The following is a 19938-nucleotide window of genomic DNA, read 5'->3' on the forward strand; positions in this document are numbered from 1 at the left end:
ATGTCCCCTTCAACTTTGTCTTCGCTACTGCCACTGTTTGCGGCACTGCCGCTGATTTTGTCGGCAGTCACAGCCATCCTGCCGAAGCTGTGGATGCGCGCGACGATGGGCATCGCCGTTCCGGCCCTATCGTCGCTGGCTGCATTTTGGGTGATGTTCTACGTCACTGAAAACGGCCCGGTCGGCCACGGCGTGGGCGCGTTCCCCGGTGGTATCTCGATTCCTTTCCTGGCGGACACGTTCTCCATGCTGATGCTGGGTGTGGCTGCCGCTGTGGTTGCCATCGGTAACTGGTTCGCCCACGTCGCGGGTGAAAACACCTCTCGTTTCTTCCCTTCCCTGACGCTGATGATGCTGTCCGGCATGTCGGGTGCTTTCCTGACTGCCGACCTGTTCAACTTCTTCGTGTTCATGGAGGTCATGCTGCTGCCCTCCTACGGCCTGATTGCGGTCACCGGTACCTGGCACCGCCTGGCTGCTGGCCGTAACTTCGTGCTGGTCAACCTCTTGACCTCCACGGTGTTGCTGATTGGTGTCGCGCTGATCTACGGCTCGGCGGGCAATGTGAACATCGCAATGCTGGCCGACATGGCCAGCAAGGGCGGCCCTGGCGGCACGGGTGTGGTCGCGTTGGGCATTGTCATCATCGCACTGTGTGTGAAGGCTGGTTTGGTTCCGGCGCACACGTGGTTGCCTAGGACGTACCCGTCGACAAGCCCTGCGGTGATGGCGCTGTTCTCTGCGGTGCATACGAAGGTGGCGGTGTACATGCTCTTCCGCATCTACGTCGTGATTGTGGGCATGAACCCCTCCTGGCACTGGCCGATCATTATCATCATGGCGATCTCGATGCTGGTTGGCGCGTTTGCTGGTCTCGCCGAGAACACCATGCGTGAGGTGCTCGCCTACCAGATGGTCACGGGTATGCCGTTCATTCTGATTGTGCTGGCGTTCACGGATGCTAACGACGGCCAGGGCGCCAAGGCAGCACTGGCTGCGGGTATTTTCTACGCGATCCACCACATGGTGACTGTCGGTGCCCTCATCCTGGGCTCCGGTGCGGTGGAAGAGACCTACGGTACGGGTACGCTCTCCAGGCTTTCTGGGCTTGCCCGCCGCGACCAAGCAGTCGCTTGGGTGATGGCGGCGATGAGCTTCTCCATTGTTGGTTTCCCGCCATTTTCCGGTGTGTGGGGCAAGGTGGGCATTGTCTTTGCCTCTGCCGCTACTGGCGATGCCCGTTCGATTATTGCAATCACCGCAATCATCGTGGCCTCGCTGGGCTCGCTGCTGGCCATGATTCGGCTGTGGCGCGCGGTCTTCTGGGGCCGCCCCATGCAGGGTGTGGACGATTCCGTTCGCGTTCCGGGCGCGCTGGTTGCGCCGTCCGCCATGCTGGCAATTGTTTCTGTGGCAATGTTTGTCGCGGTCGGTGCCGTCACTTGGGCGACTACCGGTGCGGCTGATGCGCTGCTGAATATTGATGGCTACCGCGAGGCCACTCTCGGCGGGGTTGAAAACGCCATCGGAGGTATTTACTGATGAAGTTCCTGCATGTTATCCGCTATTCCCTCTGGCTGGTCTGGCAGGTTGTTGTGGCTGCGACGGACGTGGTGCGCGATACGCTGCGCTCGCACCAGAAGCAGCAGCCGGTGCTCATTGGGCTGCCGCTGCGTGTGACGTCTGACCTTGAGGTCACTCTCTTTGCCGAGTCCATCACCATGACTCCTGGCACGCTAGTCTGCGGTGTCCGTGAGACCGATGTGGGACGGTTGTTCATCATCCACGCAATCTTCGGTGCCGACCTGGACGCGCTGTACGACTCCCTCTACGACATGGAGGAGCACCTCGTTCCCAGCCTCCGCGATGTCCCCCGCCCGAAGGCTTTCGTCTTCGAGGAGTACAGCGCGGGCAAGTTCATTGACCCGGATGCAGTCGTCGGCGTTGCCGCTGAGGTCGACCATGGTCTGCCGCTGCCGGATGGCATTGCCTCCAAAGGCGAAGACAAAGGAGCACGCTCATGAATGACACATTGATCGATCCCACCGCAGTACAGGTAATCAGCGGCATTGGCATTGCTCTATGTTCAGTGGCGCTGCTTGTGGGCGTGGTGCTGATCTTCCGGGTCAAGGGCAATGTCTCACGCGCAGTGCTTTCCGACGCTGCCTTCTACCCCATGGTGGGAGTGTTCCTCACAACTGCCATGCTGCGGACTACGGCCATCACTTTCGATATTGCAATGCTGGCGGGTCTGCTTGGCATTCTGTCGACCGTGGGCCTGGCCCGAGTTATTTCCCGTGGCCGCCGCTAAGACCGATTAAGGACGAATCGCAATATGAGTATCGCTTCAATTCTTGTAACTATATTGTTTGCCGTGCTGGTCATTGGCGGATCTTTGTACCTGCTCCTGGCGGGCGTGGCCATGTGGCGCTCTAAAGATGCCTTGAGCCGGTTGAACCAGCTTTCAGCCGGAATCATGGTGGGCATCCCCGCACTGGTGATTGCCAACTTGGTCCTAGAGGCCGACCAGGGCGATTTGACGTGGGGCAAAACCCTCACCGCCATTCTGGCCATTGTTGCTGTCCTGGTCGTCGCCACTGTCGCATCCGAGGTACTTGGACGCGCGGTGCTGGGTGCCCGTGATGGCTCCGCTGAGGACTACGTGCCGGAGCGGTAGCTAGCGGCACGGGAAGCGTCCCGCATACGCTGCTTCCGGCCGGTTTCAGAGCAGCCTCTCAGTGCTCTCCAAGACCCCCTTTGGGCCACCCACCCTACCCAAAAGGGGGTATGTTTCCCCACACTTTTGGCCTCCCACAATGTGATGTACCTCTCATAGGATATGGGTCGCTCGTTAACCTCGTTTATGCCCCTAAATTGAGTGGCAGTTTTTGCCGTTAACTAACCTTTGGTTTCCCTTAGTTAGGGAACCCTTGGTTATCATTTTTGATGAATTCGCCGTTTGCCTGCACCTTTGTGACACCAAGAACAAAACAATCAATGCAATCCCGGTAAAGATTAGGAAAACAACACTTTTGTCATCCGATATTCAGGCAGAGGCCGGGGTCGTCCCGACCGACTCATAACCGCCCTCTTTCCAATATTTTTAGATGGATTTGAGCGAGCTTCAGGGGACACAACCAACTGGAGGCGGACCGAGCCACCTATTTTTTCATTGCAGCCCCTTGGCCCATCGGTTAACTTAATTTCTGTGAGATCGCCAAGAGCGACTCAAAATCTTTACCCCCGAGAACCTAAGGATTTTCTCATGTCCTGCTCTGCAGAAGATATCGCAACCATCCTCGAAGCCCTTCCGGCCGTCACCGTCGAGAGCCCGCTGCCGGCTTTCGAGCAGCTGGCTGGCGGCGACATCAACTTCGCTAACGTTGGTGGCGACCTGAACCTGCCGTTCGGTAACGACTTCCTGGACATCACCTCCAACGATGACTACTCCACCACCGACTCCCACGACACCGAGGTTTCCGACTTCCTGAACCCGGAGACCCACGTCGACCAGTCCAAGGACTTCGACTTCCTGAACCCGACCATTTCTGGCATCGGCAAGTAAGCTCCCGGGCTTCATGGCAGGACAATAACTCTGCCAATCCTTGACACAATAAACCGCGAGTCTCTAAAAAAGACTGCGGTTTATTGTTCAGTTAAAACCGATATTTTTCATTTCGTTACTGTCTAAAGGAACACCAAAAATGGACGTCACTCCTATCGTTGAGGTTCTGGAAGCAATGCCTTCCGGCCCGACCGTCAACGTCACCTTCGAGATTAACCCGACCATCGATGGTGATCTGACCCTCCTGGAAACCGGCGACTGGAACGCTCCGTTCGGCCGCGACTTCATGGACATCAACATCACGAACGATCAGTCCACACACAATGACAACTCCACCCACGTCAGTGGTGTTGAGGCTGATAGTGTCTCCGACGCTGCCGAACAGGGCCGAGAGGTGTCCGAGTCCGCCGAAGAGGCTGACGAGGCTGACGAGGCCGCAGCTGCTCCGAAGTCGATTTTCAACGGCTCCCCGAGCATGCCGGGCATCGGTGCCTAAAACAGCTCACACTTAGGGTTGTTCCTTAGCCGCCCCAAACGGGTCGGCGTGCAGGCAACCACAAAGCCCGTGGCTGTCATGCACAGACAGAATTTTTAAATAAAGCGTTAGCCCTGCAGCTGGTCAAACCACCTGCAGGGCTAACGCTTTTCGTACTTACTTCGTTGCCTTGAAGCGCTTTTCCACCTCAGCACCGAGCCAGGAATCAACGTTGGTCCAGTACTGGTAGACACGCTGCTCCACCTCTGGGGAAACGCCCTGCATGGCACCGACGATGTTGTTTGCCAAGCGATCGCGCTCGGCATCGTCCATCACATTGCGGACAAGATCGCCTGCCTGCGAGAAGTCATCATCCTCAGGGTGCTGCACGTAGGCGCCGGCGTAGAACTCTTCGCCCACGCTTTCCCACTGGCCAAAAGTGCCAGCGTCAACCTGCCCCGCGTGACCGGAGTGGACTGGGCAGCCAGCGGCCTTGGCCGCAGCCGCGGTATCGGCCTCCGGGCCGCGTCCGGCGGCGTTGGAGCCATGAACCGGCAGATTCGGGTCAGCGTAGTGGTAGGTGCCGTAGCCGTCCTGCGAGAAGGAATTCACTGGGCAGCGCGGCTGGTTCACCGGCAGCTGGTCATGGTTGACACCAAGACGGTAGCGGTGCGCATCAGCGTAGGAGAACACACGAGCCAGCAGCATCTTATCCGGGGAGAAGCCGACACCCGGCACGGTATTCGACGGCGCGAATGCGGCCTGCTCAATCTCGGCGAAGAAGTTGCCCGGATTGCGGTTCAGGGTGAAGTGACCGACCGGAATCAGCGGGTAGTCCTTCTGCGACCAGGTCTTGGTCAGGTCGAACGGGTTCACCTTGTAGCCGGCAGCCTCGTCGTAAGGCATAATCTGCACCTTGACGTCCCAGGTTGGGTAGTCGCCGCGCTCAATTGCCTCGAAGAGATCCTGGCGAGCGTGATCCGTGTTTTCGCCTACCAGCTCAGCGGCCTCATCATCCGTCAGGAAGTCCCAGCCCTGGCGAGTCTTAAAGTGGTACTTAACCCAGAAGCGCTCACCTTCAGCGTTAATCCACTGGTAGGTGTGGGAACCGAAGCCGTCCATATGACGGAAGTCCTTCGGAATACCACGGTCACCCATCAAGTAGGTGACCTGGTGAGCGGACTCCGGAGAGGCAGTCCAGAAATCCCACTGCATATTGGCATCGCGCAGACCCGTATCCGGCAGGCGCTTCTGAGAGTGGATGAAGTCCGGGAACTTAATGCCATCGCGGATAAAGAACACCGGCGTGTTGTTGCCCACGATGTCGAGGTTGCCCTCTTCGGTGTAGAACTTCAGCGAAAAACCGCGCACGTCACGCCAGCCATCCGGGGAGCCCTGCTCACCAGCGACAGTGGAGAATCGCGCCAGCATCGGAGTGACAGTGTTCGGCTGGAAGACGGCAGCCTTGGTGTACTTGGAGACATCCTCGGTGATGGTCAGCTCACCGAAAGCACCTGCGCCCTTAGCGTGAACAACGCGCTCCGGGATGCGCTCACGGTTGAAGTGTGCGAGTTTTTCCAGCAAGTGGATGTCGTGGAGGTTGATACCTCCCTGCGGGCCGTTTGTTAGCGAATGCTGCTCTGTAGGAACCGGCGCGCCGTTAAGACGAGTGGTCGGACCATTGGAGCCTTCATAGAGATTCGACATGGGGTTTCCTCCTAAAGACGAGGGCTAGATGTCAGTCGCAACATGCCCTGACGTTTTCCACCCTACACGAAGTTTCATATTTTGCCTATCAGTCCTCCGGGATTGATATATGGACTTAATTATTAGTCCGATTAGGTTCGCTATATCGGCGACGAACACTCGACCCAAAAAAGGCAGATTTTTCTCGAAGAAAACCGCACACAATGACCGTCGAAAAGCACTTACTGCGCTTTCATGCAATACCTATCAGCACTGAATAAAAGGTATAGCCAGCACTACCGCTGCCCGCGCGGGTTACGGGTAGGATTTGTCGCGTACCACGCTGTCAATTTGGATTCTGATCGGATACTTCTGCAGACATGAAAAAACAAGGGAGGGGCGCAAAAGCGCTCACAGTCTTCAAGTACACGCTGGCGTTGCTGGCGACCATTGCGCTTCTCAAGATCGCATTCTTCCCCGCTAACGACGAGGGCTATGCGCAAGCAACCGGTGATTTCTCCCAACCCACCACGGAGCTATCCCCTCAGCGGATCAATAACACGCAGAAACTGTCTGCCACCATCGTCCCGGATGAGCCCACCGTGATCCGTGCCAACGCGTCTGGTGAAATCACTGACGCCTTTGTCAACAGCGGTGGCAACGCCGTAGAGGGCCAAAACCTGCTTCAGGTGAAGAAAACCTCGGTGTCCGAGAATGCCAGCACCTCCGGCAGCGCGGATTCCGATGATGAAAGCGCCGCAGCTGCCGCGCCCGAAACTACCGTGACCTGGGGAAACATCACCGCTAAGGCTTCTGGCACTGTGCAGTGGGATATCGTCATTGGCCAGACGGTCGAGATTGGCCAGGAAATTGGCACCATTTCGCCGAATAGCTTCCACGCCGTAGCACCTATTAAGCCGAGCCAGCTGTACACGCTGGGAGACTCGATTAACAATGGCCGCCTCGCTATCACCGATGGCCCGGCACCATTTTTGTGTGATTCGGTGAAGACTGTCACGGGAAGTGGCACGGGCTCGCAGAACACCGGCGCCGGAGAGGGTGCTGGCATGGGTGCCGCCGCTGCGGGGAGTTCCTCGGGCGGCCCACAGCTGCGCTGCGATATTCCCGCAGATCAGACCGTCTACGAAGGTGTTCCCGCAACGCTGATTCTTGGCAGCGGCACGACCTCGGAGGTTCCAGCACTGCCAGTGACCGCCGTGGAGGGACGCTTCCGCGAAGGTGTTGTCTACGCTCCAGCTAAGGATGGCGGCAAGCCCACCAAGATCAAGGTCGAGCTGGGCGCCAACGATGGCACTTTCATTGAAATCAAGCGTGGCCTGAAGGAAGGCCAGCAGGTTTTGGAGTATGTGCCTTCCTACAGGAACGAGTTCGCTGGCGACGGCAGCGGCACTGGCACCGGCACTGGTGAAGGCAGTGACACTGGCTTCGACGAGTCCGGCGATGACGCTGGCTCTGAAAAGTAGGCCCGCGCCATGCTTAGTTTGACCGCAGTCACTCGAACAGTGACGCTCCCCAACGGCGAGGAGCTGCCTATTTTGAAAGGCATCGACCTCGAAGTGCCACGCGGTGAGCACCTCAGCATTGTCGGCCAGTCCGGTTCGGGTAAGTCAACGCTGCTGAACATCATTGGCATGCTCGATTTGCCGGATTCTGGCACGTACACGTTCGACGGCACTGATATTTCCACCTTGTCGGATAGGAAACGCGCTGCGCTCCGGGGCGATAATTTAGGATTTGTCTTCCAGCAGTTCAACCTCTTCCCCTCCCGCACCACTCTGGAAAACGTTGAGGTTCCGCTGATGTACGACCGAGGCGAGAAGTTCTGGAATCGCACCGAGCTCGCCGCCGCGATGCTGGAGCGCGTCGGTCTGGGAGACCGCCTAGAGGCCACGCCTTCGCAGCTTTCCGGTGGTGAACAGCAGCGTGTGGCAATTGCCCGTGCGCTCGTGCGCCAACCGCAGCTCATTCTTGCCGATGAGCCCACTGGTGCGCTCGATGTCGACACCGGCAAGATCGTCATGGATCTGCTCGAAGAAGTCGCCACGGAAAACAATGCTGCGCTGATTGTGATTACGCACGATTTAGAGGTCGCCGAGCGCGGCGATCGGGCACTTGAGCTTCGCGACGGTCAGTTGCACGCCGACTCCGTCCTGCTATCTGCCGCCAACGCTATGCACGGCTTCGAGGAGGTTGCTGATGACGACGAATAAAGAAACAGAATCGAAGTCACGGCCTTCCTTCCTCTATGCAGCAACGCCTTATCTCGGCGCTCTGCTGGAAGCGTGGCATGAGCTGCGCATTAACCGTGGCCGCATCATGCTGTCGCTGGTCAGTGTGGCCGCCGCAGTGTGGGCGATGACCACAGTCATTGCGCTTGGCAATATTCTCACCAGCTCTCAGGATGCGGTAACCGCGCAGAGCACGGGTGTCGCCGGCACGGTCACGTTGACTGCCGGAGCGGGTAGTTCCGGTTCTGAGGATAGTGGAGACTTCGGCGATGGCGGCTTCGGTGACAGCAGCGCCGGCACAATGGCCGATAGCTTCGGCAGCTTCGGCGGCGCGGGCGTCGGCGGAAACGGACCGGACGATTTGAGCGTCATCAATCCGGACGGGTCCATCAACGACGCTTTTTCCGCTGCCACGCATCGCCTGGTAGAGACCACCCATGCCAACTTGTGGTCGCGGGTTCGCATGCAGCCAGCCACACCTGAGCACAATATGGATGACTGCGCACCGGATGATTACGAGTGCTTTTCGCCAGGTACTCCGGAGCTGATCGCCGCTGACCCGGGCTGGTTCGACATCTACGCCCGCACCATCGTGCAGGGACGCCGCTTGGAAGATGCCGATGGCCAGCGCTTGATGAACCCCGTGGTGGTCAACGACCAGTTCTACGAGAGCCTGGGAAACCCAGCGCTAGCCGACCACCCAACCTTCACCTTGAAGGAAACCGGCAACACCACTTTCACCGTGGTGGGAGTGTATAAGTCCCTCGGATCGTGGGACGCCCCGAGCGTTGTCACGCACTACGATTCCTTCCTCAATGCCGGCTACGAGGGTCCGGTGGGTGAGCCGCAACTGCTCGTCGCAACGCCTGAGGAGTCCGCGAAGGAGAACCAGAAGGCGCTGCACAATATTTTCCAGGCGGAGCTCGGCCCCAGCTGGAAGGTGAATACCTCCCTGTCGGAGAAGGACACGGAGATTTCCCAGGAGATGAATAACACCATCACTACGGCGCTGGGCATTATCGGTGGCATTGTGATCGCGCTTGGCGCGTTGGGCCTGCTCACGGTCTCGATTGTCACCATCGGCCACCGTGTCCGTGAGATTGGTATTCGTCGCGCAATGGGCGCGTCGGCAGGCCGGATTTTTATCTCTGTGTTCTTGGAGTCGATTGTCGCCACGACGGTGGCGGGCGTGGTTGGCGTGATTGCCTCGATCATCACGGTCAAGCAGCTGCCGCTGGATAAGATGTTGGCGTTGCCGCTGGAGACCGGTGCCGTGGCCTACCCCGTCACGGCCGCTGTAATCGGCGTGTTGGTCGCGACATTCGTGGGCGCGCTGGCGGGTATTATCCCGGCCACCATCGCAGTCCGCGTCAAGCCCATCGACGCCATCCGCTTCTAACACTTCAGCCCCTAGTTCGCCTGGCTGCGTCGCCGCCTGCTTTTTGCAGGTGAGACCACGTGCAGCCAGGCGAATTATCTTTAGGTTTTAAGTTGCTAAGCTATTGCCATGACTCCTGCACGCCTCGTCTCTAATGACGAATACATCACGCAGCTGGCGCTGAAAGCCGGTCGCGGTGATCAGGCTGCGCTGACGGAGTTCGTGCGGCTGACGCAGAAGGACGTGTGGCGTTTGGTCGCACATCTGGGCGGCGTTGATGCTGCGGATGATTTAACGCAGGAGACGTATCTGCGTGTCATGGGGGCACTTCCCCGTTTTGCGGCGCGTTCTTCTGCCCGCACCTGGCTGTTGTCGCTGGCCCGGCGCGTGTGGGTGGATTCGGTCCGCCATGATTCGGCGCGCCCGAAGAAGTCTGCGGTGGAAGTGGAAAACGCTGCCGAGCAGTTTACGACTGGCGAGTCGTGGTCAGAGCTCGCCGACGCCCGCGTGCTGCTGGAGCAGCTGCCGGAAGAACGCCGCGAGGCGCTCATTCTGACGCAGGTGCTGGGTTACTCCTACGCGGAGGCCGCGGAAATCGCAGGTTGTCGCGTGGGCACTATTCGCTCACGCGTCGCCCGTGCGCGCCGCGATTTGGTTGCCGCACTTGGCGACGGCGACAGTGTCAACGGCGACTCTACAGCTGTTTAGGCCCGTTCCAGCCAGAGGACGTAGCTAGCCGTTGTAGGTTGTCTCTCCCGCGAGGCTAACTAACGGTCCAGTTCGATTTTGTAGGTCGAGGCGATATCCGCATGGCCGAGGGCATCACGCATTTCACGCTCCGCGTTTTTCAGGGCAGCTACAACGGCGGGGAGGCTCGCCTGCGGCGGCATCGCCACAGTCACTTCTAACGTCGGGATTCCATTATCCCGGTAGACCCGTGAATCCGCCTGGTTGATGTGGGCGTTGCGCTCTAGATCGGTGCACACCGCATCGGCAACATCGGCGACCGGCAGCGAAATCTCTCCTAACTTTTCCTGTGATTCGGATGCGGAAACCGTGCTGAACCGGTGTGATCGCAGATTAGCGACCACCAAGCTGCAGCCGACCACCGCTAGAATCGCTGTAATTACACCGAGGACGGGAACATACCAGCTTTGCTCAGGTATTTTTCCCCAGGATTCCATCCGCCCGGTGTCATGAAGCCACTGTGCAGGAGCGACATCGAAGTAGCTAGCAATCGCCCATGTTGCTACCAGTAGTAACAGCGCTGAGAAGAGGAACAACACAATTCGGTCGAATACGCTTACTGATGTTTTCACTTGTCATCACCTTCGTATCCACCGTGAGTTCCGGAAGCAAGTGCCGTGCCATTCTGGATTTCTTGGTAGTCAGACTCATGCATCCACACTGGCAGGTTGCCATCGTCATCGACGCGTACATACCGGCGCGGGACGGGAAGAAACACCGCGATGAGCTGTCCCAGCCCATAGATTGCAGCGAGGATTCCGACGAGGAGCAACACCCATGACGCGGCTGAGCCCTGTGGGTTGCTGAACCAGTCGAATACCGGTTGTAACCATGAGGTGTCACCTGAGCTATTGGCACTGATGATTGCTTCTCTACCTGCAACTACGGCCACTGCGATCATCAACAGACCGGCGAAAACTCCCAGCCCGCGGACCTTTGGTGATTGACGCGGGTCACGTCCATGGCGAGTTTCGACTGACTCGTCCGAGACCACCGCGGCCGATGACCTCTCAGTCGGCGTCATAGGGTGTCACCTCAATCTTTTTCAGTGGGCGCGGCTCTGGCGTGCTTACCACCACGGTACGTGGTTGTGGCACGGATACCGGGCGCAGCTGCTCCTGTCGCGGTGCGCGAACTTGTTTCAACCGGGTTGGACGCGGCACTTTAACCGGCCGCAGTAGCGCTGGTCGTGGCACCTTAACACTAATTGTGCGTGGCGACGGCACTCGTACCGGACGCAGCTTTGGTTGCCGGGGGACACTCACCTGCACCAAGGACGTCGGCTTTGGTGCTGTGACCTTTCGCAGCTGTATTGGCCGTGGAGTTGGTGTGCGACGCACCTGTACCGGCTTCGGTGCCGAGGTGCGAGCCACCGGTAACGGCCGTGGCGCAACAACGCGACGGGCCGGTTGCGGCTTCGGCGCCTTAATAGCCACAGCTGGTTGCGGCTTCGGCGGCGTGATGAAGCGCACCGGTTGTGGAGTAGGTGCTGGGACACTGCGTACTCGTTCCGGACGCGGCGGAGTAATGCTGCGTACCGGCTGCGGTGTCACCGGCTGAATGCTACGCACTGACTGTGGCTGCGGTACTGAAATACTGCGCACTGGCTGCGGCGTCGGCACGGCGATGGACCGCACTTCTGGGACCCGCCGCACCTGCGGTGCGGTCACTACCTGCTGGTTCACCCGGACAGGTGTCAACTGCGGGTGATCTGAAAAGTACGCTAAGTCCTGTCGGGTGACACGCACGTGCCCGGGTTCGACGCTGTCGATGTCAACATCGACGGTGACATTTTCAAGGCCGGCCATATCAGCGAGCCAGGCGGCGACGCTTGAACGAATGCGCACCGCAATTTCCGCTGTCGGCGCCGGCCATGATGCAACGGCGCGAACTGCGACTCGAACTGCACTAACGGCATTGGTCGTGGCAGAACTAGGGGCAATCTCACTATCGATAGAGACAATTGGATAGTCGCGCCCTAGCACACGGGATTGGTCGAGGGTGCCGGGAACCGCGCGCACGGCCATCTCTACGATGCGACGGATTGCCTTCTCGCTTACGACGGTGGTGCCACGCGTTGCTGGAACGTGGATAGTCACCGTCGGCGGCCTCCTCGGTTGAACTTACGGTTGAGTTCGGGCGCATCGATTTTGCCATCGAGTACCGCACCGGCTGCACCGGCCAGACCTCCGAAGGCAATAACCGCAAGAAAACCCGTGAAACCACCAATCATTGCGGCGAAGCACAGGACAACGGCAATCGTCGCGAAGGTCTTTGTGTAATTATCGAACATGAAATTCCCCTTTATACGGGCTTAACTGCCCATCTTGCCCGGCCTCGACGCGCAATAGTTGTTAACTACTGAACGCGTGGCTGCTCCTTGGGCTCGTTAGCAGCCGCGATGGCCTTGCGCTGCTCTTCGCGCTGCTTAGCGGCCTCTTCTTCGCGCTCCTGCGGGGTCTGGTAGTCGGTGTGAACATCGGAAACATCAACATTGACTTCAGTGACCTCGAGGCCAGTCATACGCTCAACGGAGCTAATGACGTTCTGACGGATAGCCTCTGCCAGCTCATGGATGGCAACGCCGTACTCAGCAATGATGGTGACGTCCACTGCAGCCTGGCGCTCGCCGACCTCAACGGCAATTCCCTGGGACACGTTGGCGCTGCCGCCGGAGACAAACTCACGGACGGAACCAGCGAAGCGATCCATGCCACCACCAAGGTCATAGACACCGGAGACCTCGCGGGTAGCGATGCCTGCAATCTTGGAGACGACACTGTCGTCGATAGAAGTGTGGCCGTGGCCGGTTCCCTTATTCGCGGAGTCCGAGCCAGCCTGAGTCGCCTGGGTGCTCTTAGCAGTGTTCTTTGTGTTGTCAGCCATGATGTGCCGTTCCTGTTCTCAGTGTTGTAGACGAAATGTCTGGACAATGCCGATGCTATAGCCGCCACAGGCAACCTGCAGCGTGGCTAGGAGTACATGACTGCGAGAGAGCCCCTCCAGCAGGGATTTCGTTATGAAAGTCTCTTAGAAAAACTGGATTACAGACTTGATGTGCTTTTCTTCCCCGGCATCACGGAGAGCTCTGTAATTTCTAGATTATCCCTGCTTGACAGCAGGATATGACCTCTCATTTTCCCGTTCTGACATCACGAACGAACCCCACGTGCCAGCCGTTTGCTAACAAATTCGACAACTTTGTATAACGAGTGGCAACTTACAGCGAGATTCCACGTTTCAGCGGTGTGTTAATGCCGACTACGATCAGAACTCGCGTGAGCTGCGATCTCGTTGCCGCGCTTGACGACGGCGACAGTGCCAGCGGCAACTCTGCTGCTGGTTAGTGCAGCTGTTTAGCCATGCTCCCCCGATAGGCGTTGACCTTTCTTCTACCCCATTTTTAGAACGCTATCGCGCATGATTGCTCAGTTCGGCGTAGGTTTTGCCTTAACTGATAGTTTTATACATTTCCTTATATTCGCGATACGAAACGGGTATATAAACTGCCCAGCACGCATAAGTTCCATCTTTTTCGACGAGATTAGCTTCGTTTTTACGCATCTTTAAGATGATTGGACGCTCACCATGCGCGTTCGTATTCGCCCTCTAGGAAACCCAACCAGAGGAAATGCTTTTCAATGTGCGGCCTGAAAACGCCACAACCAGTTTTTGGGCCGCCACCGACCAACTCACTGAGGAGCAGATTTCCCCATGAATAGACCTTCATGGATTTTCACTGTCACTGCCATTATCACGGCTACAACCGGACTACCGGCCTACGCGGCCACCATCAACCAAGGCGATCCAGTTGTCATCATTCACGCTGATGGACCGCAAGCTAGTGTCTGTACAGCCGGCTATGTCGACAAGACCAACTCTCAGATCTACACAGCAGGTCATTGTGGGCAAGAAGGAGACACGGTGACGGATGGGACCTTTCAGAAAATTGGAGTATTCCAACCGTCTCCCACCTATGACCATTCACTAGATACAGGGAACGACATTGGAGTTGTCTCGCTTGACGACCCCGCTACTGCCGGTGAGAATTCGTATTCGGGCGATTCGACTCTATCCCCCACAGATGTTCAAACTGGCGAGACGGTCTGCATTTACGGAAACACTACGGGGAGAGTTTCCTGCGGTTTAGCCGCTGATCGAGAGGCATACCAAATCGAGGACAACGCTCTACAGGTTCAGAACGTACACGCTCAACGCGGCGATTCCGGTGGCCCTGTATGGGTTCCGGAAAAAGGTGCTGTTGGCGTTGTATCGACTAATTGGAACATCATCGATGGGAACGGGCAGCAGCTTGGCTCCTATATCACCGCTAATTCACCCTGGTAAGAGGGCTTTGTTTGCGTAGGGCTTCCTGATGGGTGGGACGCGAGTCTTGTTCTTTGTGCTGCCCAATGGGTTCTGTGCAGGCGACTGCACAGAACCCATTCTTGTTATTAGGACTGCTGGCGACGAGTCCAGAACCAACCGCAGCTTGCGATTACCGCACCAAACAGTGTCCAGAGAAGAACTCCGTTTCCGCCGGTCTTTGGCAGCTTACCGGTCTTGGTGTCGGTCACCTGCATGATCATGAGTTCGCCGGAGCCTTCGGCCTTGATAAGCGGGCTGCTGCCACCTACCACTGAGACGGTGTACTCCTTGGTCTCCTGGTCAATTGAGATTTCAAAAGCTACTGGCTCTGGCAGCAGGCTAAGTCCTGCCGGTGCCATCGTTTCTACAAGGTAGAAAGTGCCAGTCTCAGTGATTTCAATCGACTTCTGATCAGGCGTGATGGTGTAGACCGGTCCTCCACTGTGGTCTGGCTGACCACCTGCCGAGGGGTAGATATCGAAGGTCGCACCACCAAGTCCCGGTAGAATCTTGACTCCCTCACCATCGACGTACTCTGCCTTTTCCAAGGTCAGCTTGCCCGGCTTGGTGTCCGGTGCTTCGTAGTTATCGACGACACAGGAAATGGAAGACAGGACCTTATTGGATTCCGACATCTTTACGCGGAAACCGAACTCGCCCACATTCTCCACCTTGAGAGGTGAGGTTTTCCCGTCGCGGGTTTGAGTACATACGGCGTTGAAGTCACCGGTGGAATCCAAGGTGTCACCGCGGCGGAACAAAGTGAAGCCCTGCTTCTGTGTTTCAGCCAGAACCAGCGACTGCTCACGCTCGCTTTCAATGTTCCACGATGCAGTACCCTTATCGGATTCAGATCCGGAGGTTACCTTCATCGACTGATGAACCAACGGGCCATTACCAGAACTGATGACATTGTTCTTCGCAGAAAGAGTGAACTCCCAACCTGGGGCGCCGTCTTCGAGGACCTTGCCGTTTTCATCGACAATCCGCTTCTTTACCTTCACGACACCGTTGCATCGTGTGATTACGTCTTGAGCGATTGTTTTCATCTGTTCGGCAAGCTTGCTGTAGTTAGACACCCGCACCGTGTCACCAGCGCCCGAGATATCCTCGCCCATGGTCTTGACGTCACGCGTCCCGTAGGTCCACCTCGATTGATTGCGAGTGACCGTCTCTTGCCCCCCATTGGGCAGGCGCTCAAACACCTGCAGGGTCTGGCTGCCGGCCGCGTCGTACGCCATTTTCAAGTTCACCAAAGTATCGGTGCCGATGTAATTGGCGTGTCTAGCCTGCGGGTGGTCACTTCGAATTTTGTAGTACAAACCTGGATCTTGTCCCGGATCTGCTGTCCAGGCAATGCGCTTGGCGTCTTTGAGCACCAGATCATTCGTTACAACGGGGCGTTGGCTGCTTCGCCCGCCAAGAGTCAGGTCGACCATGAGCGGCACAACACGGGTACCGGCAGCTTTGAGTTCGTTGGCTGCTTTGATTGCGTCGTTGAGAGCACTAGCCTGAACGAATTCACCACCGATGCCCTTGCTCTTGATTGTCGAGGAGGTCGTGGGCATACCATCAGTGATGAAGTACACCACGTCGTAGTCGTTATCCTTGACCTGCTTCAGGCCCGCTTCCCAGTTCGTAGCACTGTTATTTGCGTTATAGCTCCAGTTCTTAACTACGTCCTTTGCTCGCTGGACGCCCTGCTCCGACAGCATTGAAATATATGGTGGGTTCTGACCGTGTGTCGTTCCAGCCTGATTAGCCGGACCGCCACTTGCGAAGTTATAGATGCCGAGCTCGGCTGGGGTGCCCTGCAGGGAATCGATAAATGCATTCGCGGCCTTTTTAGATGCTTCGAAACCATCAGTATCTGCGTAACGGAGCGATGTCGAAAGGTCTGCTACTACAGCAATGCGCAGGCCACAACGCTGCGGCATCGGGGGGTTAGGGACTCGCCCCTGCACCCACTTAGCTCCATCTGGTGGGGAGATGACTTCGGGTGGTTTTGGTGTGTCCTTTTTCTCTCCGTAGACATCAAGAGTGACCTTCAAATTCTTGTTCTGCGAGAGATTATTGGTAAAGGTGAATACCGCATCCTTCGGCACAACGGCAGAATCAACCGGCTTGCCATCCTTCACCGGAACAACGTCCATAGTGATGAAGCCGTTGCCAATATTGACGTTTCGTTTCTGCAAAGTCACACCAGGCTCGATCTGGTCCAGGGTGAGGTTGTACTTCTGTGGATCCAAGAAAGTCGCGTCAGTCTCGATACGCACCGTTGCGTACTTCATGTGAGATTCCTCAGTCACCTTAGCCGTAAAGGCGTTGGGCTTCTTCGGATCTACTGGGTCAGCTTTAACTGCAAACTCGTGGCCGATGGCATCAAAGTGGCGCCCTTCGACAGCCGGTGGCTTGGGGTCTTCAGAAGAATCTGAGCAGTCTTTTACCTCGCCGCTTAGGTTGAAGGTCCACTCGGTACGCGCGTTCGGGGCAAGCTTAAACCCTGGCTGCGCTACTGCAGTGACCTTGACCGTACCCGGCTTGTTCTGCTCGTAGACATGGGGGCCAGCTGGTGCCTTTTTTGCGTTGAGGTAGTAATCAACACCCTTGGTGTCCGGGATATTGATGTAAGCCTTCTCCACGCACTCCGGCGCAGTAGCAGGGTCGACAAGAGTCGGTTCTGCTGGAGTTATCGTTCCCGGCTCCGGATCCTCCGGCTCGGTGGGCTCGGTGGGCTCAGTTGGCTCTGTCGGCTGGGTAGGCTCCGTCGGGTCAGTTGACGGGTCGGTTGGCTGACTTGGTTCGGTGGGCTCAGTCGAACCTGCGGTAGTGCCGCGAAGAGTCAGAGATACGCTGCCCGTTGCTACCCTATTATTGATCCATAACTCTAAGTTAATTTTATCGCCCGCTTTCACCGTTTGATTTAACCCACTGTGCACAACTTCCACTGGTGCCCGTCGCGCGTCACTAGTCGGTAGATTCTGGTCGAACTGGGCTGGAATCATCCTGCCATTAATGCTCAATCGATAAGTTTGAATCGACTCTGAGCCACCGACATTGAGCTGAAGGCTGTCAATCGTCGCGTCAGTATCAATAGTGAACTCGAATTTTGCATCGCCCGGTTTCGGAGTCACCTTGATCTTCTTAAACTCATACTTTGGCGGAGACGTCGGAATGACCTCCGTCTGCGCCTGTGCCTGTGGCGCGTTGGGCGCAAAAGCCTGACCGCTGACAACGAGAGCTACCGCCAGCAAAGCGGCCAAGAACATGCGAAGCGCAGTTCGCATTGAATCCGGCAAGCGGAATGTTGTCGAAAACATTAGTTCTTCCCACTTTCTGAGTTCTTCTTGCTAGCGGCGATAATGACGAATCCTCCACCGATTAGTGCTGCAGCGGCAGCTACCAGCCCTGCTACCTGCACACCGGTGAGCGCCAAGGAGCCGGATTCTCCGCTACTTCCCGAGCTTGAGGATGAACCCGAAGAGCCCGAAGGCGTCGAGGTACCAGGTTCATCAGGTGGCGTGGAGGTAGTCGAAGTGGTCGTCGAAGTTCCCGGTTCCCCCGGAGTGGTCGGCGGAGTCTTCGGCGGCGTCGATGTCCCCGGAGTTGTCGGCGGTGTTGCCGGCGGCGTCGTTGGCGGAGTCTTCGGCGGGGTTGTCGGAGGTGTCGACGGTGGTGGCGTCTCCCCCGGCTTATGCGACTTCGCCACAATGACTCCCTCTACCGGAGTGGAGTCATAATCCAGCCCATAGAACGGCACCGATACTAGGAAGGGATTAATTTCCCGGTAGCTGTCGTTCGGCGCAGTCGAGGTAACGAGGTAGATACCCTGCGGCAGATCGCTGAACTTCACGGAGCCGTTTTCATCAGTGACCTGGCTAAAGTGAAGGTCTTTCGGCCACGCCGCAAGCTCAGCGGCAGTGGCCTTTTCAACCTTCTCGCGGTCCTGCGGACTAGACGGCGAGACTCCCTTGAGGCGCTCCAGATGGACGGTCACACCAGAAATAGAACCCGAAGCTGGCGAATTATCATCGTCCGGGTTTCCTGGGCTCAAGGTAATTCGCACAATGTCCGTGCCGCTCTTTGCTAAAACGCCCGGGGCATCCTGATGCCCAACAATTCTGGCCGCGTTGGCGTCATTCGCGCCAACTGCACCCATTACTGAAACCAGAGCGCAGGCAGCTAAGAACGCAGCTATCCGGTTCCAGGGGGATGTCAAAGATTTATTCATTGTCGTTTTCCCACCACGAAGTGTTGTTATTATCCTCGGACGCTGATTCGCTGCCGTCAGCGAGTCCATCGCTGTCTGCGTCGCCATCAGCAGTCTCGACGTCCGCGTTCTCGGCGTCGTCGTCAAGCTCTTCGTCGGCGTCGAGGCGCTGGCGCCAGAGCCACCACGCAAAGCCCGTACCAAGCACAAGTACCGCTACAAGCAGGGCGTACATCCACCACTGCCATCCAGCTCCGTGCGTTTGGTCGAAGATTTTGCTTTCCGACGGATCCATCGGCACTTGGTGCCCACGCACTAGCAAACGATGCGTGTTAATTCCGTAAGGAGTGCAAGTGATGAGGGTGATGTAGTCCTGGCCTTCAACGGGACGAAGATCATCGGTCTCATGCGGAAGTACAACCTTGATTTGATCAATCTCGTACTTCAGCTTGTGACCAGCGACCTGGATATAGAAGGCGTCTCCCTCTTTTGCTTTCCGCAGGTTATCGAAGAGCGTTACGTTAGTAAGTCCGGTGTGACCGGTAATGATGGAGTGGGTTCCAACACCGCCGACTGGAAGATCGGACCCGTATAGGTGTCCGAGCCCCTTGGCGAGCACCTCATCGCTGGTGCCGTGGTAAATCGGCAGATCGGCCTGAATCTCTGGGAAGATCAAACGCGCCATCACATCCGTAGCGTTTAGCTGATCGAGATAAGCGGCGTACTCGGGGTTGTGGTCATTAACTTCGTTAAGCCACGGGTCCAGAATCGGGCCGGTGGTCTGGCGCTCATTGTAAGAATGAGCGCGTTCCCACTGTTCATCTTTAACTTCTTGGGGTACGGACTTTTCCAACTTGGCGAACTCTTTAGCCGCCTTAGAGGTGCCGTAGTTGTTCAATGCCGTGGAGACAACCGGGTACAGCATCACAAGCAAACCCACAATCACCAGAATTGCGGGGAGAACCATACTGTTCTTCTTCGCCTGCTCAGGCTGATCAGGCTGGTCAGCTGATGCGTCCCGCGTCAGCGTCGACGCAGAGTGTTTACCCACGGAGGAACTCCCAAGAAGTCAATCAAAAAGGGATGTGGCCTTTCTCTTTCTCACCGGCATGGGGTTGCCTGCTGTTGAAAAAGAGCACATCGAAAGGCCGCAACAGTAATTTCAGTGATGCGCAAACTACAGGAATGGCGTGCGCTGTTGAACGCACGCTATTCCCGCAACACTGGAGCTACAGCGCTCCAGTGACCGAGCCTTTACTC

Annotated in this window: 20 protein-coding genes; 11 read left to right on the forward strand and 9 right to left on the reverse strand. The window is 57.1% G+C overall.

Features of this window, described 5'->3' with window-relative positions; translation table 11 throughout:
* From I6J19_RS01970 to I6J19_RS01995, 6 genes are all read left to right on the forward strand, one after another.
* Positions 1-1542: a monovalent cation/H+ antiporter subunit D family protein gene (locus I6J19_RS01970; RefSeq protein ID WP_235191224.1), complete on the forward strand. Its 1542-nt coding sequence runs from the start codon at positions 1-3 to the stop codon at positions 1540-1542.
* The gene (locus I6J19_RS01975; protein ID WP_038627409.1) at positions 1542-2024 is read left to right on the forward strand and encodes a Na+/H+ antiporter subunit E; all 483 of its coding nucleotides are present in this window, start codon (positions 1542-1544) and stop codon (positions 2022-2024) included. Before I6J19_RS01970 ends, I6J19_RS01975 begins: the two co-directional genes overlap by 1 nt.
* Complete coding sequence (locus I6J19_RS01980) at positions 2021-2311, forward strand: monovalent cation/H+ antiporter complex subunit F (protein ID WP_005511667.1); 291 nt, start codon at positions 2021-2023, stop codon at positions 2309-2311. Before I6J19_RS01975 ends, I6J19_RS01980 begins: the two co-directional genes overlap by 4 nt.
* Before the next feature lie 24 nt (positions 2312-2335).
* Positions 2336-2677: a monovalent cation/H(+) antiporter subunit G gene (locus I6J19_RS01985; RefSeq protein WP_016421914.1), complete on the forward strand. Its 342-nt coding sequence runs from the start codon at positions 2336-2338 to the stop codon at positions 2675-2677.
* A 588-nt stretch (positions 2678-3265) separates the two neighbouring features.
* Positions 3266-3565 (forward strand): hypothetical protein, encoded by a 300-nt coding sequence (locus I6J19_RS01990; protein ID WP_038627407.1) that lies wholly within the window; start codon positions 3266-3268, stop codon positions 3563-3565.
* Between the two features lie 139 nt (positions 3566-3704).
* Positions 3705-4061: a hypothetical protein gene (locus I6J19_RS01995; RefSeq protein WP_038627405.1), complete on the forward strand. Its 357-nt coding sequence runs from the start codon at positions 3705-3707 to the stop codon at positions 4059-4061.
* 156 nt (positions 4062-4217) lie between these two features.
* Here I6J19_RS01995 and I6J19_RS02000 read toward each other — a convergent pair whose 3' ends face one another.
* Entirely contained in the window at positions 4218-5747 is a 1530-nt protein-coding gene (locus I6J19_RS02000; protein ID WP_038627403.1) for a catalase, read from the reverse strand.
* A gap of 359 nt (positions 5748-6106) precedes the next feature.
* On the opposite strand from I6J19_RS02000, the gene I6J19_RS02005 reads away from it, so the two are divergent.
* From I6J19_RS02005 to I6J19_RS02020, 4 genes are all read left to right on the forward strand, one after another.
* Positions 6107-7210 carry an efflux RND transporter periplasmic adaptor subunit gene (locus tag I6J19_RS02005; RefSeq protein ID WP_038627401.1) on the forward strand — a complete coding sequence of 368 codons (1104 nt, stop codon included), beginning with the start codon at positions 6107-6109 and terminating at the stop codon, positions 7208-7210.
* 9 nt (positions 7211-7219) lie between these two features.
* Positions 7220-7957 carry an ABC transporter ATP-binding protein gene (locus I6J19_RS02010; RefSeq protein WP_038627399.1) on the forward strand — a complete coding sequence of 246 codons (738 nt, stop codon included), beginning with the start codon at positions 7220-7222 and terminating at the stop codon, positions 7955-7957.
* Positions 7944-9374: an ABC transporter permease gene (locus I6J19_RS02015; protein ID WP_038627397.1), complete on the forward strand. Its 1431-nt coding sequence runs from the start codon at positions 7944-7946 to the stop codon at positions 9372-9374. The genes I6J19_RS02010 and I6J19_RS02015 overlap by 14 nt, the downstream gene beginning before the upstream one ends.
* Before the next feature lie 108 nt (positions 9375-9482).
* Positions 9483-10061, forward strand: a complete 579-nt coding sequence (locus I6J19_RS02020; protein ID WP_038627395.1) for an RNA polymerase sigma factor — start codon at positions 9483-9485, stop codon at positions 10059-10061.
* A gap of 59 nt (positions 10062-10120) precedes the next feature.
* Here I6J19_RS02020 and I6J19_RS02025 read toward each other — a convergent pair whose 3' ends face one another.
* From I6J19_RS02025 to I6J19_RS02045, 5 genes are all read right to left on the reverse strand, one after another.
* Positions 10121-10672 carry a hypothetical protein gene (locus I6J19_RS02025; RefSeq protein ID WP_038627393.1) on the reverse strand — a complete coding sequence of 184 codons (552 nt, stop codon included), beginning with the start codon at positions 10670-10672 and terminating at the stop codon, positions 10121-10123.
* Positions 10669-11124, reverse strand: coding sequence for a hypothetical protein (locus tag I6J19_RS02030; protein WP_038627391.1), 456 nt, complete (start codon positions 11122-11124; stop codon positions 10669-10671). Before I6J19_RS02030 ends, I6J19_RS02025 begins: the two co-directional genes overlap by 4 nt.
* Positions 11111-12199 carry an Asp23/Gls24 family envelope stress response protein gene (locus I6J19_RS02035; RefSeq protein ID WP_038627389.1) on the reverse strand — a complete coding sequence of 363 codons (1089 nt, stop codon included), beginning with the start codon at positions 12197-12199 and terminating at the stop codon, positions 11111-11113. The genes I6J19_RS02030 and I6J19_RS02035 overlap by 14 nt, the downstream gene beginning before the upstream one ends.
* On the reverse strand, positions 12196-12393 hold the full coding sequence (locus I6J19_RS02040; RefSeq protein WP_005511694.1) for a hypothetical protein: 198 nt from the start codon (positions 12391-12393) through the stop codon (positions 12196-12198). Before I6J19_RS02040 ends, I6J19_RS02035 begins: the two co-directional genes overlap by 4 nt.
* 65 nt (positions 12394-12458) lie before the next feature.
* Positions 12459-12986 (reverse strand): Asp23/Gls24 family envelope stress response protein, encoded by a 528-nt coding sequence (locus I6J19_RS02045; RefSeq protein ID WP_038627386.1) that lies wholly within the window; start codon positions 12984-12986, stop codon positions 12459-12461.
* A gap of 828 nt (positions 12987-13814) precedes the next feature.
* On the opposite strand from I6J19_RS02045, the gene I6J19_RS02050 reads away from it, so the two are divergent.
* Positions 13815-14447 (forward strand): trypsin-like serine protease, encoded by a 633-nt coding sequence (locus I6J19_RS02050; protein WP_038627385.1) that lies wholly within the window; start codon positions 13815-13817, stop codon positions 14445-14447.
* A 107-nt stretch (positions 14448-14554) separates the two neighbouring features.
* Here I6J19_RS02050 and I6J19_RS02055 read toward each other — a convergent pair whose 3' ends face one another.
* From I6J19_RS02055 to I6J19_RS02065, 3 genes are read right to left on the reverse strand one after another with little or no spacing between them, the layout of a single operon-like run.
* Positions 14555-17788, reverse strand: coding sequence for an LPXTG cell wall anchor domain-containing protein (locus I6J19_RS02055; RefSeq protein ID WP_187402544.1), 3234 nt, complete (start codon positions 17786-17788; stop codon positions 14555-14557).
* Positions 17788-18699, reverse strand: a complete 912-nt coding sequence (locus I6J19_RS02060) for an isopeptide-forming domain-containing protein (protein WP_038627382.1) — start codon at positions 18697-18699, stop codon at positions 17788-17790. Before I6J19_RS02060 ends, I6J19_RS02055 begins: the two co-directional genes overlap by 1 nt.
* Positions 18692-19705, reverse strand: coding sequence for a class C sortase (locus I6J19_RS02065; RefSeq protein WP_222867139.1), 1014 nt, complete (start codon positions 19703-19705; stop codon positions 18692-18694). The genes I6J19_RS02060 and I6J19_RS02065 overlap by 8 nt, the downstream gene beginning before the upstream one ends.
* Positions 19706-19938 lie beyond the last annotated feature (233 nt).

Source organism: Corynebacterium amycolatum, from assembly GCF_016889425.1.
Lineage (GTDB): Bacteria > Actinomycetota > Actinomycetes > Mycobacteriales > Mycobacteriaceae > Corynebacterium > Corynebacterium amycolatum.

Bases quoted from the DNA above. Each gene is read 5' to 3' on its own strand.
- I6J19_RS01970 (WP_235191224.1), top strand. From the start codon at position 1: ATGTCCCCTTCAACTTTGTCTTCGCTACTGCCACTGTTTGCGGCACTG.
- I6J19_RS01975 (WP_038627409.1), top strand. From the start codon at position 1,542: ATGAAGTTCCTGCATGTTATCCGCTATTCCCTCTGGCTGGTCTGGCAG.
- I6J19_RS01980 (WP_005511667.1), top strand. From the start codon at position 2,021: ATGAATGACACATTGATCGATCCCACCGCAGTACAGGTAATCAGCGGC.
- I6J19_RS01985 (WP_016421914.1), top strand. From the start codon at position 2,336: ATGAGTATCGCTTCAATTCTTGTAACTATATTGTTTGCCGTGCTGGTC.
- I6J19_RS01990 (WP_038627407.1), top strand. From the start codon at position 3,266: ATGTCCTGCTCTGCAGAAGATATCGCAACCATCCTCGAAGCCCTTCCG.
- I6J19_RS01995 (WP_038627405.1), top strand. From the start codon at position 3,705: ATGGACGTCACTCCTATCGTTGAGGTTCTGGAAGCAATGCCTTCCGGC.
- I6J19_RS02000 (WP_038627403.1), bottom strand. From the start codon at position 5,747: ATGTCGAATCTCTATGAAGGCTCCAATGGTCCGACCACTCGTCTTAAC.
- I6J19_RS02005 (WP_038627401.1), top strand. From the start codon at position 6,107: ATGAAAAAACAAGGGAGGGGCGCAAAAGCGCTCACAGTCTTCAAGTAC.
- I6J19_RS02010 (WP_038627399.1), top strand. From the start codon at position 7,220: ATGCTTAGTTTGACCGCAGTCACTCGAACAGTGACGCTCCCCAACGGC.
- I6J19_RS02015 (WP_038627397.1), top strand. From the start codon at position 7,944: ATGACGACGAATAAAGAAACAGAATCGAAGTCACGGCCTTCCTTCCTC.
- I6J19_RS02020 (WP_038627395.1), top strand. From the start codon at position 9,483: ATGACTCCTGCACGCCTCGTCTCTAATGACGAATACATCACGCAGCTG.
- I6J19_RS02030 (WP_038627391.1), bottom strand. From the start codon at position 11,124: ATGACGCCGACTGAGAGGTCATCGGCCGCGGTGGTCTCGGACGAGTCA.
- I6J19_RS02040 (WP_005511694.1), bottom strand. From the start codon at position 12,393: ATGTTCGATAATTACACAAAGACCTTCGCGACGATTGCCGTTGTCCTG.
- I6J19_RS02045 (WP_038627386.1), bottom strand. From the start codon at position 12,986: ATGGCTGACAACACAAAGAACACTGCTAAGAGCACCCAGGCGACTCAG.
- I6J19_RS02050 (WP_038627385.1), top strand. From the start codon at position 13,815: ATGAATAGACCTTCATGGATTTTCACTGTCACTGCCATTATCACGGCT.
- I6J19_RS02055 (WP_187402544.1), bottom strand. From the start codon at position 17,788: ATGTTTTCGACAACATTCCGCTTGCCGGATTCAATGCGAACTGCGCTT.
- I6J19_RS02060 (WP_038627382.1), bottom strand. From the start codon at position 18,699: ATGAATAAATCTTTGACATCCCCCTGGAACCGGATAGCTGCGTTCTTA.